We start from the raw sequence: 12843 nt of genomic DNA, 5'->3' as shown, positions 1-12843 counted from the left end.
AGCAGCAAAAAGTAAACAAAAAGTGCCGCGCTCCAACAATGCTCTTCTTCCAATTTGTACCGAATTAAGCAGGTCGCCTTGAGACGTTCCCGACGTCCCAAGCCTCAATTGGCTATCCATGCCAATTGACCTACTGAATTCATCACAAAATTGGCGAGCTTTGATTCGCGATAAAGTCAAAAGCATGTGCTTCGCACACCCGGTATTCACTGTGTTCATAAAGTATGGCTTCGCCATTCGAACATCTGGTCGATAGACATTTAAACGTCAATAACGCACAATTAACAAGCCAGTCCTTTCAATCCACTTTCTCTTGTAGTTCATTTACTAAATCGTCTTTATTCTTATACTGTAATTTGCTTCTATTAATTTTAAGTTTTTGGAGTAAATGGCTGTGTGTAATGTGAAAATCATTAAAAATAGAAGCCCATGTCTTTACGTAGACTCTAATCCTATCATCAGCTCCTGAAACAAGTCCTTGTCCATTCTTACCGGCATTATCCTTTAAACGCTTCTTTATCTGGTAGTCATTTTGAGCCAACCTAGTTCCAACTAAAATTACGTCAAATCGCATGTTCTCGTCATTAAACTCTGGATGTTTGTGCAACACCTCAGCATACCTTTCGACTTGCCCTAGGTGCTTTTTATTTAAAGCGACGCTTGGGCGCTTTATTTCAATAATGGTGCAACGGGTAAACTCTTCTTGTGTTGAATGGTCAACGGTTGGCATTTTTCTAGCTAAAAATAGGTCGACTTGTCCTTTTGCACCTTCAATATCAGCTCCTTCAATAAGATCAGATAGTTCAATTTTGTCACCATCAGCTATTTCTAGATCACCATCCCTCAAGGCTTTTGCAGTTTTGTGAAAGTCATCCTCTTCCGCACCTATAGTTGTGTACTGTGCTCCAAACAGCCAAGTGTTAGCTTCAATGATACCTTGAAGATCAGGGGTTTCTAACACATCTTTATTATGTTCTTGGAAAAGGTACTTCATTTTCTGTATTACGAGATCACGCTTTTGTAATGAGCCAATAGTACTAATGATGTGGTCTAATTTTGACTTTTTAATTTGTGATGAAAATTCGTCTAATTGTTCTTTTTCCAATTCAAGAATTCCTTCCAACACGTCAAACAGACTGTCATTTTCGCTTGATACTGTTAATTTGTCCAGTAGTGCTATAAGGATTTTAATTTGTTTAGGTTTTAAATTAGTGAACGTAGCAGGATCAGCAATATATAGAGAAACAACAACTCTCTTTGTATGTTCGAGTCTGAAGCTTCTGTCATCGGGTGATTCATTTTGATACTGCGGAAAATAACCATTTGATTCAAAATTCGCTACCAAATCATTGGCTCTACTCCTTAGAAAATCGTGATAAATGGTATTAGAGATGTCACGAAGTTGTTTGCTGAGGGTCTTGAATTCTGAAGATGAATCTGACTTACTTTCAGTAATAAATAAGTCAGTGTTATCCATATGAGATTGCTGAAAATCATTAAACCAATCTGAGCTGATATAGCCACTAATAAAAAATTTATAATTGTATTTATTGTTGAAACTTGTAAGGGCTCTATGCCTTTCAACTTCATTGCAATCTAAAAAGTAATTGTAAGATTTCTCATTGTTAGGTTTGTGATCCCATCGAATAATCGAGGCATTAAAGTGATTTCCATCTATTTCAATTGGGTGTACATGAAGCTCATTACTTGGTGGGGTAACAGAAACCCCATTTACTTTGATCTCAATGTCGCTGCATAGAACTAGTTTCCACCCATGTTCAATTGATAGGTCTTTAATTAGGCTGTTAACCTCAGGTATTTGGGCCCCTTTATTTTTAGGAATATCTGTTAAATAAACTGATGTCCCCTTACCATTTTTCCTAATTTTGGTTTTTTGTTGCTCTGGAGTAAGTGTCGCGAAACGGTAATCTTTAAGTCTAGTATCATGTATTTCAAAAATAGCATCTTTGTTATTATTGCGCGTATACCAAGTTGCTTTGGTTGCAAATTTATGAAAAGAGTAACGTCCTCGACCTTGACTACCCTTTTGAGTGACAGCTTTCTTGGATGAATCATCGAAATTGTCAAAGTTTTTGTGAAGGTTGTTAAAATCGATTCCATCACCGTTATCGTGCACTTCTACAGACTCGATACCACCTAGCTCATTATCACTGATAAATATTTCTATGGAAGTAGCGCCTGCATCTAAACCATTCCAAACATACTCACTGATCATTTTCCAAGCAGGTATAGAATTAAATCGCTTCTTAATTGACTGATCAGTAATCCCTGTTGCTCTTTCTTGAAAGTTATACATGGCAAGCTATCCTTGTTTAAATCTTTGTTTTATAAAAGAAATTGTAATCTAAATCTCTAAATTTTTTAAGACATGATTACACCTTTCCAGCATGAATTTATCAATTATGATAAATAAAAGGGGGCGTATCCGAATTAAGGTTAAAATCTTTCAACTTGTGGTGTCAGAGCTGTTGATTTTTAACTTTTCCTCTGTGTTCTCAGTGTGCTCTGTGGTTCAACATTTTTAGCGGCGAAGTCGTGCTTTAAAATTAATAAAATCAACGAGTTAAGAGTTGTTGATTTCTATTTAGATTATCTGTTTAAGATTTAAAACCCATCTATTAGTAAATCTATTCCTGATTTTATTTCATTTCGGTATTGTTTTAGGTTTTGTTCAAAACTTGGTTTTAAACGGCTTTTTGTTACTGTGGCTAAGTCGAGTAAATCTACAAGGTAGTCTTTACTATCTAGTTTTACTGCGATTTGTATATTGGTGATGTAGGTTGAACGTTGTTCTTTTAGTGGGGCGACTAAAATACTTTCTACATCGTTAAATATGGTGTTGGTGATCACCACTACTGGTTGAGTGGAGTATTGATACACGCCAAATTGATGAATCATTTTAATTGGCCAATGGATTCTGAAAATGTGCCAGTTTCACTCACTTGTTGATTGTGATCTTGGATTGCTCGCTGGTTTTCTTTAAACCATTTCTTTTTCTTTTCTTCACGCACCGCGACAGCTAATGCGGATTCAAATATAGGTGATAGCTTAATATTTAACGCTTTAGCTTCGCTTAATAAATCTCTATTGATTGTGGTATTACACGCTGCTTTTACCGACATGCTAGCTCTCCCGAATGATTAAGTTAATTATGAGTCTAAAGTATACGCATGTAAAGTGCGCATACATGGTTCGTAAAAATAAAACTCCTTAAGGCCAAGCCTAAAATAAACAAAACAAGCATAATAATTTTATGTATAAATAAGGTACATATAAAGAACCAATGGAACCAATGGGGTCAGGTTCTTTGAAATTGAAATCTGCGGGGGCAGAGCCGTTGATTTAAATATTTTCCTCTGTGTTCTTTGTGCTCTCTGTGGTTCAAATGTTTTTCGTTAAATCTTTTGATGATATCGAGACTATTAGATCTGCTTTAATTGAAGGTGAATAAGGTGGCAGTTCTGCACGAAATGCCAAACAAATAATGAGCGATGTGTTGAAAGGCAGAACGATTAATGCAGCGTGATAAACTTACTCAAAAAGCGGGTGCTGGCTTAGAAGCTATTTTCAATTATAGTGTAAAGTTCACCCACTTTTTTTAATACAAGCTTAGCTCTACCTAAAGTTAATTGGTGTAACAAAGCCCTTAATCTAAATGTTTGTTTAGGCGGTTTCTTAGTTCTACTTGTTCGTTTTGATTAAGTGGTTCGTCGTCCGCATTGCTAATGATAAATAAATCTTCTGCTCGTTCACCTATGGTGGATATTTTGGCCATGTGTAATTTGAAGTTTAATTCAACAAACTGCTCACTGACTTTGGCTAACAAACCAGGTGCATCTAGTGCCTCTAATTCAACAATAGTGCCCTTATTTTGATAAGGGTAAAACCTTACTTTAGTCGCCACGTCTAGTTGTTTCATTTGACGGGACATTTTGCGTTTATTGTTGTGTTCTTCACCGGGTTTATTTAATTGAGTTTCTACGGCTTCTTGCAAACTCTTTAATCGAGAAGGCGAGGTGATACGGTCAGCGTTTTGCTCCAAAATAATAAAGCTGTCAAATATATAACCGTCATGGGTATGCATTATTTGAGCGTCGTGGATTGTACAGTTTCGGCTATCTAGTACAGAGGCAATTTGGGCAAACATTTTAGGTTTGTCTTTGCCATAAACAATTAGTTCAGCTCCTGCTTTTGAGGTGCTGGCACTAGTACCAACCAGCAAAAAGTCATCTGTCATCGGGTGAGACGCTAAAATAACACTGGCATGCCAAGCTATTTGTTCGGGTTTAAAACGAGCAAAATAATCATCATTTAAACGTTTCCAAAACTGGGTGATTTGGGTTTCGTTCATCCCACCATCTTGTAACATTTGGCGAGCTTTTTGTTGATGTTCTTGTACTCGGTCTTGCAATGCTACTTTGCACTCTAAGCCGTTTTCTAGAGCTTTTTGAGTCAATAAATACAACTCTCGTAAAAGAGAGGCTTTCCAATCGTTCCAAAGGTTGTCATTGGTAGCGCGAATGTCAGCTAAGGTTAAAACGTACAAATGATTTAGATTATCGTGAGTACGGACTGCCTGGGCAAATTCGTTTATCACTTCTGGATCATAAATGTCACGGCGCTGAGCAATAACTGACATTAATAAATGGCTTTCCACTAACCAGCGAATGAGCTCAGTATCTTTTTCGTTAATACCGTGAGTTATACAAAATTCTTTTACATCTACTGCGCCAAGCTTTGAATGATCGCCGTTTCTGCCTTTTCCAATGTCGTGAAAAATGGCTGCTATATACAATAACTCTGGTTTATCTAGATTCTTAACAATAGCCCCACAACGTGGAAATTCTTTATTTTCAGGCACGCTATAGTGATGGATATTTTTGACTAACCTATGGGTATGTTCATCCACTGTATAGGCATGGAATAAATCAAACTGCATCATGCCAACAATATGGTCCCATTGGGGAATATAAGCTTGAAGGATCCCATGTTTATGCATGATGTTCCAAGCAAGGTCAAAAAAGTTAGGGTGCTGTATTAATTCTATAAAAAGCGTTCTACAACTTTCATTTTCAGCAAAATATTGACCTTGAAATTTACGCCTAGCTTGGCGTAATAAACGTAAAGAATTACTGTGTAAACCTATGGTTTGTGGCGTATCAGCAATGACTTTTAAAAATCGTAGAGTATCTTCAGGACGACTAAATACTTCAAGATGTTTAGGAGCAATCAAGCCATCTAATAATTCAAAATTTTGGTCAATATCAATAACATCTTTTACTTTAAGGGCTAAGATATCTTGACGAAAACGTTGCAGTAACATGTCGTTCAATTCGCTAACTCGTCGCACTGTTCTAAAAAATGCTTTCATCATTTTTTCAACAGATGCTTTACTTTCTTCGCCATAGCCTAGTTTGGTGGCGACATCTTGTTGGTAATCGAATAACAGGCGGTTTTCACTACGCCCGGCAACTATATGTAAGGCAAAACGTATTTTCCATAAGTCATCTCGACATTCAATTAGTTCATCAAATTCTTGCTGGGTGATGTAGTCAGCTGCGACTAATTCAGATCCGTCTAGGGCTTTAAAGTGTTTTTTTGCAACCCAACCGATAGATTGAATATCGCGCAGGCATCCCGGGTTTTCTTTGACATTAGGCTCTAGGTTATATGATGTGTCTTTGCATTTTGCGTGGCGGATGACTTGTTCATCATATTTGGCAATGAAAAAGTCTTTACTGCTCCAGTAACCACGGCCTTGAAGTTTTTTGTTTAATTCTTCAAATGTATCTTTGCTACCCGTTAGAATTCTTGCTTCAACTAAGTTTGTGGCAATAGTTACATCTTGTTTAGCCTGCAAAAAGGTTTCTTTTATGGTTCTAACTGATTGCCCTACGTCTAATCCAATATCCCATAGTAAGGTAACAAATTGACCAATGCTTTCTTGCTGGCCTTTAGAAAATGATTTACTACTCAGGATTAAAAGGTCTATATCTGAATGGGGTTGAAGCTGTCCTCTGCCGTATCCACCTACAGCAACTAATGCTAACTTTTTTTCTTCAGCTAATCCCATTAATTTCCATATATGTGTCAGTAAACTATCAATGAATGTCGCTCTGCCAGTGACTAAGCTTTTAATATCTGATTGGCCAAATTCCGTTTCTAACCACTCATAACTGTTAGCGACTATAGTTTTGTAGGCACTAATATTGTCAGTATTATTAATGAGTTTTATTTGACTAAGTAGACTATGAAGCGACAAATGACTTTCCTTATGTAAGGAGTTGATACTGCGTTAGACTAGCTAAAATACGTGAAATCCATCCTATGACAAATAATTAAATGTCATAAGATGGTTGCAGCAGTTTAGTAGATGTTAGTGATTGATGATTCGGTCTATCGTTTCATCATCACGCAAGGTTAAAATTTCAACCCCAGTTTCGGTGACTAATAAAGTATGTTCCCATTGGGCGCTTAAGCTTCTATCTTTGGTTACCACTGTCCAGTGATCAGGCATGACTTTAGAGTAACGTTTTCCAGCATTGATCATTGGTTCAATGGTGAAACACATGCCAGCTTGTAGTGATTCTCCAGTATTAGGTTTACCGTAATGCACCACTTGTGGTTCTTCATGGAAATTTGCACCTATACCATGGCCACAATATTCCCTTACGACTGAATAGTCGTGACTTTCTGCGTGTTTTTGGATTGCGTAGCCAATATCGCCTAAGCGAGCACCTGGCTTGACCATCTTTATGCCTAAATATAAACATTCTTGAGTAATGCGAATTAAGCGTTCGGTTAAGATGGAAGGTTTTCCCACTACAAACATTTTTGAAGTGTCGCCGTGATAACCATCAGCGATGACAGTTACGTCTATATTCACAGAGTCGCCATCTTTCAATTTTTTATCAGCAGGTATGCCATGACAAATTACATGATTAACTGATGTACAAATTGATTTCGGAAAAGGTGGGCTGCCGTAATTTAATGGGGCAGGGATACACTTTTGCACATCTACAATATAATCATGGCAAATCTGATTAAGTTCATTGGTGGTGACGCCTTTTTTGACATGTTGGCCAATCATTTGCAACACATCTGCAGCGAGTCGCCCGGCTACACGCATTTTCTCAATTTCTTGTTCGGTTTTTATAATGGCAGACAAGATGTTTTCCTAAAGTCAGTACAAATTAAAGGTTTTACATATTGTATCTTTTCAAGCTTGAACTCGCTAGGGGTTATGTTTTTCTTTAACTTGTTATGTAACTTGATGTGATGGTCATGTAAATTTTTGCCTTTAACTGTGTTTAGGGCGGGCTATTTTTCAGCTTTCAAGGTAAAGGTATGAATTAGCCCAAGTGCTAAAGCTGTACTCATTATTAAAATAAGATGTTCTCCTACCCAAACACTTAATACGGCATAAAAACCGCCCAAAGCCAAAAGTATATATCCCACTGTGGTATTAGCCGCAGCAACGTAGAGAGTGCGTTGCTCGCCCTGTGCAATGTCTAATAAATACGTTTTGCGGCCTGTTCGTACACCAGCGTATCCAAGGCTTAGTATAAAAAACAAGCCAATATCTAAATACCAAACTTGCCAAGGTAGAATAAAATAAAAACTAACAGAGGTTACAACACATATTAGGCTGGCCCATGTCAACGACCTCACTGCACTTTTGTCTGCCAAGGTTCCCCATAAATAAGAGCTTAAAAAAGTGGCAAGGGCACTGGCAATAATGAAATAAGGTAATTGGAAACTTTCACTATTTGTCGCTGAAAAACTCACAAAAAAAGGAGCGATCAAGGCTCCATGTAATAGCAAACAGCGGCTAATGATTAAATTTTGTAGGGCGCGGTGGGAGCGTACCGTTTTCCATATACTGGCAGTTTTGTTTAATTGATGCTGCGAAGCCTTGATATTCGCGGTTAAATGCTTCGACAAGGTTAAGCTCAGTATCATTAATAAAACAGACAAGCCAAGCAGTATTTGTATTAAGGTAGAGCTTTTATCTTGTGGTGCAATGATCATTAAGCCTGCTGTCAGCATTGATAAAAGTCCAGAAATTGAAGAAGCGACACCGACTAATTTTCCTCTCTTACCCTTATCGATATTGCTACCTTGTATGTCCTTCATACTTAATGATGTAAGAGAACGTCCTAAGCTCATAGCGATTAATGAAAATAGAATGAGTAACCCCGCCATCAAGGAACGAGTGAACAATGCTGCCAATAAAATGCAAAATATTGCGCTTGTCTGGGCGAGAATACCAAATCTCCATAACACCACTCGATTTTCAATATCCTGGGTTTTTTGTTTGATAGACCATTGAGGGATTAAAGAGCCTGACTCTCGTATAGGGACTAATAAAGAAATAATCCAGCCTGGTGCGCCTAAACTAGTTAGCAACCAAGGTAGAGTAGTGGAAGCAGAAATTAACAAATCTGCAAGTTTGGTGCAGGTTGCAATTGAAATGAGCTGTGTAAAGGGCGTACGCCATTTTTTATTCAAAATATTGTCCATTTTGGTTAGGGCCTGTTTAAGCTAATTTAATAGAAGGTTCTTGAACCTATACCTATCTCATGCTATAAAGCGCACCGCTGGAATTAATGAGGCAAATTGCACTTATTAATTATCGCGATGCGGCTATATAATTTAGCTTAAATAACACACATACATCGACACATTTTTCGGGGTGTCTAAGCAGAGTTTACTCTAATTAGATCGAAAACTGGGATGTATGGAGGCCTAACCCCATATTGAGGAATCTATATAATGGCAAATGTATCTATGCGCGACATGCTTCAGGCAGGCGTACACTTTGGACACCAAACTCGTTACTGGAATCCAAAAATGAAACCATTCATTTTTGGCGCACGTAACAAAGTTCATATCATCAATCTTGAAAAAACAGTTCCTTTGTTCAACGAAGCTTTGAACTTTGTTGGTAGCGTTGCTGCCAAAAAAGGTAAAGTGCTTTTCGTTGGAACTAAACGTGCTGCAAGTGATGCAGTTAAAGAAGCGGCTGATAAATGTGACCAGTTCTACGTTAACAAACGCTGGTTAGGCGGTATGTTGACTAACTGGAAAACCGTTCGTCAGTCAATCAAACGTTTAAAAGATCTTGAGCAACAAAGCCAAGACGGTACGTTCGATAAATTAACTAAAAAAGAAGTGTTAATGCTTCAGCGTGAAATGACAAAACTTGAGACTAGCTTAGGCGGGATCAAAAACATGGGCGGATTGCCTGATGTATTGTTTGTTGTTGATGCTGACCACGAACATATCGCAATTACTGAAGCCGGTAACCTTGGTATTCCAGTAGTTTCAATCGTTGATACTAACTCAAGTCCAGATGGTGTTGATTACATAGTACCGGGTAACGATGATGCAATCCGTGCGATTCAATTATATTTGAATGCCGCTGCTGAAGCCGTGACTGAAGGTCGTAATCAAACTAACGAAGTGCCAGCTGAAAAAGGCGAGTTCGTAGAAGCTGCTGAATAAGCAACAAGCTTTTAACCGAGTTTAGATTGTAAAAATCATTCTCCGGTTTATTGTCGAAAAATAAAACAGGGGCGACAGCCCCTGTTTTTAAATGTTTAATAAATTTTTGCTGAGGAAACGAAGATGGCAGTGACTGCAGCCCTAGTTAAAGAATTACGCGAGCGTACAGCCGCAGGTATGCTTGATTGTAAAAAAGCATTGGTAGAAACCAATGGTGATATCGAGCTTGCAATAGAAAATATGCGTAAAAATGGTCAAGCTAAAGCCGCTAAAAAAGCAGGTCGTATTGCTGCTGAAGGTGTGATTTTGACTAAAGTTGCTAATGGTGTAGCAACTATGATGGAAGTAAACAGTGAAACTGACTTTGTTGCACGTGACGAAGGTTTCATTAAGTTTGGTTCTCAATTGATTGAAGTTGCTTCTGCAAACAAAATCAATGATATGGACACATTAAACAACGCAGAAGTTGATGGCGTTAAAGTAAGCGATTTACGTGATACTTTAGTGGCTAAAATTGGCGAAAACATCAGTCCTCGCCGTGTTATTACGGTTGAAGGTGATAACCTTGGTGCATATGTACATGGTGCGCGTATCGGTGTGATCGCAATCTTACAAGGTGGTGATGAAGAGTTGGCGAAAGATATTGCTATGCATGTAGCAGCGTCTAACCCACAATTTGTTAAGCCTGAAGATGTTGCTCCAGAAGTGGTAGCAAAAGAAAAAGAGATTCAATTGGACATAGCCGTTAAATCTGGCAAGCCAGCTGAAATCGCTGAAAAAATGGTTGCTGGTCGCATGAAGAAATTCACAGGCGAAATCAGTCTTACAGGTCAACCATTTGTAAAAGATCCTTCAATTCTAGTTGCTGATTTACTTAAATCTAAAGGTGCGGATGTGATTAACTTCGTACGTTTTGAGGTAGGTGAAGGTATCGAGAAAAAAGAAGAAGATTTTGCTGCTGAAGTGGCTGCGCAAATGGCTGCGGCTAAAAAATAAACGGTTTTGGGCTGAAATAGCTTCAGTCCTAACTGTAAATACTAAAATCAGTTTAAATTATTGCATGAAACATGCATTTTGAACTTGTTTGGGTATAATACGGGCACCTCAAATTGAGGTGCTTTTTTATGTACGTTATTTTAAATAAATAAGTTTTAAACCATCATCGCCTTTTTCATCGTAAGGAAATGCCAATCTATGAGTACAGTATCTAAATCTGCTTATCGAAGAATATTATTAAAATTAAGTGGTGAAGCACTAATGGGAGAAGAAGGCTTCGGCATCGACCCTAAAGTGTTAGATCGCATGGCCCATGAAATTAAAGAATTACTTGAATTGGGTGTAGAAGTCGGCTTGGTTATTGGCGGTGGTAATCTATTCCGTGGCGAAGGTTTGGCCAAAGCAGGAATGAATCGTGTTGTGGGTGACCACATGGGCATGTTAGCCACAGTGATGAATGGTTTAGCCATGCGCGATGCCCTTCATCGTGCCTTTGTAAATGCTCGTTTGATGTCTGCAATCCCATTAAATGGTGTGTGTGACAACTATAACTGGGCAGAAGCCATTAGTTTATTGAAATCAGGTCGAGTGGTGATTTTTTCTGCCGGAACTGGCAATCCTTTTTTTACTACAGACTCTGCAGCTTGTTTGCGGGGCATTGAAATTGAAGCCGACGTCATTCTCAAAGGCACTAAAGTTGACGGTGTGTATGACTCAGACCCAGCTAAAAATCCTGATGCAACATTATACAAAACACTGAGTTATAACGAAGTGTTAGAAAAAGAATTAAAAGTAATGGACTTAGCTGCTTTTACTTTGGCTAGAGATCATAGCGTACCCATCAGAGTGTTCAATATGAACAAACCTGGCTGCTTAAAAGCCGTTATTATGGGTGAAGATGACGGAACGCTTATCACACATGCAGAATAAGCAGATTAGCCGTACATAACAGAATTTCGCATACAGAATAAATTAAATTTGCTAGTAGGAAGATTAACGTGATTGATGACATAAATGATGATGCGCGTCAGCGTATGGAAAAAAGTGTAGCGGCACTAAAAGGCCAATTATCAAAAATTCGCACAGGTCGTGCTCACCCAAGTTTACTTGACAGTATTATGGTGCCTTATTATGGCGCGCCAACACCATTAAAACAGCTAGCCAATATAGTGGCCGAAGATGCCCGCACCTTAGCCTTGACCGTATTTGATCAAAGTGCGGCGCAAGCGGTTGAAAAAGCCATCATGCAATCAGACTTAGGGCTTAACCCTATGAGTGCAGGTGCTGTTATGCGCATTCCTATGCCGGCCCTAACCGAAGAAAGGCGTAAAGATTTGATTCGAGTGGTGCGAGCTGAAGCCGAGCAAGGTAAAGTGGCCATCCGTAATATTCGCCGCGATGCCAATGGTGATATCAAAGAGTTACTTAAAGAGAAAGAAATCAGCGAAGATGATAGTCGTCGTGGTGAAGATTCAATCCAAAAGTTAACGGATATCTACGTTAAACAAGTAGATGAAATACTTGTGATCAAAGAAAAAGATTTAATGGAAGTATAATCAGGACCTTTGTGAATTGATGAATTCGACTGCTCAAAACATGGAAATACCTATGCCTCAACACGTAGCCATCATCATGGATGGCAACGGTCGTTGGGCTAAAGAAAAAGGAAAAATTCGCACCTTTGGTCACAAAGCGGGTGTAAAAGCCGTGCGTGCCTCAGTGTCATTTGCGGTTAAGAACAAGATTGAAGCATTAACCTTGTTTGCTTTTAGCAGTGAAAATTGGAATCGACCTGCTGAAGAAGTCAGTGTGTTAATGGAGCTGTTTAAATTAGTTTTAGGTAGTGAAGTTAAGAAACTACATAAAAATAACGTAAGATTAAAGGTGATTGGCGATACGAGTCGCTTTGAACCAAAATTGATAAAGAAAGTAACTGACGCTGAAAAGTTGACCGAAAATAATGATGGATTAACCCTGAATATTGCGGCTAATTATGGCGGTAAATGGGACATAGTGAATGCTGCAAAAATACTTTCTGAAAAAGTAAAAGCAGGTGAGTTAGCGATTGACGATATTGATGAAGATGTCTTTAATCATTTCACTTGTGCATCAGAGTTGCCAGCCGTGGATTTATTAATACGTACCGGTGGCGAACAACGAATTAGTAATTTTTTGCTGTGGCAAGTGGCTTACGCAGAACTATATTTTTGTGACAATTATTGGCCTGACTTTAGTGAAGAATCATTTCAGCTTGCAGTTGACTGTTTTAATGAACGTCAACGTCGTTTTGGTAAAACCTCAGAGCAAGTAAGTGTTTAG

General features: G+C 38.4%; 11 protein-coding genes. 5 read left to right on the top strand and 6 right to left on the bottom strand.

The window, feature by feature from the left end; genetic code table 11:
• Positions 1-298: 298 nt before the first annotated feature.
• From L0668_RS18790 to L0668_RS18765, 6 genes are all read right to left on the bottom strand, one after another.
• A complete protein-coding gene (locus tag L0668_RS18790) occupies positions 299-2317 on the bottom strand; it encodes an ATP-binding protein (RefSeq protein ID WP_235314267.1) in 2019 nt (672 codons plus the stop codon).
• A 308-nt stretch (positions 2318-2625) separates the two neighbouring features.
• Entirely contained in the window at positions 2626-2919 is a 294-nt protein-coding gene (locus tag L0668_RS18785; RefSeq protein WP_235314266.1) for a CcdB family protein, read from the bottom strand.
• The gene (locus L0668_RS18780) at positions 2916-3143 is read right to left on the bottom strand and encodes a type II toxin-antitoxin system CcdA family antitoxin (RefSeq protein ID WP_235314265.1); all 228 of its coding nucleotides are present in this window, start codon (positions 3141-3143) and stop codon (positions 2916-2918) included. The genes L0668_RS18785 and L0668_RS18780 overlap by 4 nt, the downstream gene beginning before the upstream one ends.
• A gap of 524 nt (positions 3144-3667) precedes the next feature.
• Positions 3668-6283 carry a [protein-PII] uridylyltransferase gene (glnD, locus tag L0668_RS18775; RefSeq protein WP_235314264.1) on the bottom strand — a complete coding sequence of 872 codons (2616 nt, stop codon included), beginning with the start codon at positions 6281-6283 and terminating at the stop codon, positions 3668-3670.
• A gap of 114 nt (positions 6284-6397) precedes the next feature.
• On the bottom strand, positions 6398-7189 hold the full coding sequence (gene map / locus L0668_RS18770) for a type I methionyl aminopeptidase (RefSeq protein WP_235314263.1): 792 nt from the start codon (positions 7187-7189) through the stop codon (positions 6398-6400).
• Positions 7190-7341: 152 nt separating this feature from the next.
• A complete protein-coding gene (locus L0668_RS18765; RefSeq protein WP_235314262.1) occupies positions 7342-8532 on the bottom strand; it encodes an MFS transporter in 1191 nt (396 codons plus the stop codon).
• A 264-nt stretch (positions 8533-8796) separates the two neighbouring features.
• Here L0668_RS18765 and rpsB point away from each other — a divergent pair, with 264 nt between their 5' ends.
• From rpsB to uppS, 5 genes are all read left to right on the top strand, one after another.
• Positions 8797-9528 carry a 30S ribosomal protein S2 gene (rpsB, locus tag L0668_RS18760; RefSeq protein ID WP_235314261.1) on the top strand — a complete coding sequence of 244 codons (732 nt, stop codon included), beginning with the start codon at positions 8797-8799 and terminating at the stop codon, positions 9526-9528.
• A gap of 123 nt (positions 9529-9651) precedes the next feature.
• A complete protein-coding gene (gene tsf / locus L0668_RS18755) occupies positions 9652-10524 on the top strand; it encodes a translation elongation factor Ts (protein ID WP_235314260.1) in 873 nt (290 codons plus the stop codon).
• Between the two features lie 198 nt (positions 10525-10722).
• A complete protein-coding gene (pyrH, locus tag L0668_RS18750; RefSeq protein ID WP_235314259.1) occupies positions 10723-11454 on the top strand; it encodes a UMP kinase in 732 nt (243 codons plus the stop codon).
• A 68-nt stretch (positions 11455-11522) separates the two neighbouring features.
• On the top strand, positions 11523-12080 hold the full coding sequence (gene frr / locus L0668_RS18745; RefSeq protein WP_235314258.1) for a ribosome recycling factor: 558 nt from the start codon (positions 11523-11525) through the stop codon (positions 12078-12080).
• A gap of 19 nt (positions 12081-12099) precedes the next feature.
• Entirely contained in the window at positions 12100-12843 is a 744-nt protein-coding gene (gene uppS, locus L0668_RS18740; protein ID WP_235314257.1) for a polyprenyl diphosphate synthase, read from the top strand.

The organism is Paraglaciecola algarum (assembly GCF_021532655.1).
Taxonomy (GTDB): Bacteria; Pseudomonadota; Gammaproteobacteria; order Enterobacterales; family Alteromonadaceae; genus Paraglaciecola; species Paraglaciecola algarum.
This window is presented reverse-complemented; position numbering and strand designations above follow the sequence as displayed.

Bases quoted from the DNA above. Each gene is read 5' to 3' on its own strand.
- pyrH (WP_235314259.1), top strand. From the start codon at position 10,723: ATGAGTACAGTATCTAAATCTGCTTATCGAAGAATATTATTAAAATTA.
- L0668_RS18785 (WP_235314266.1), bottom strand. From the start codon at position 2,919: ATGATTCATCAATTTGGCGTGTATCAATACTCCACTCAACCAGTAGTG.
- rpsB (WP_235314261.1), top strand. From the start codon at position 8,797: ATGGCAAATGTATCTATGCGCGACATGCTTCAGGCAGGCGTACACTTT.
- L0668_RS18790 (WP_235314267.1), bottom strand. From the start codon at position 2,317: ATGTATAACTTTCAAGAAAGAGCAACAGGGATTACTGATCAGTCAATT.
- uppS (WP_235314257.1), top strand. From the start codon at position 12,100: ATGAATTCGACTGCTCAAAACATGGAAATACCTATGCCTCAACACGTA.
- L0668_RS18780 (WP_235314265.1), bottom strand. From the start codon at position 3,143: ATGTCGGTAAAAGCAGCGTGTAATACCACAATCAATAGAGATTTATTA.
- tsf (WP_235314260.1), top strand. From the start codon at position 9,652: ATGGCAGTGACTGCAGCCCTAGTTAAAGAATTACGCGAGCGTACAGCC.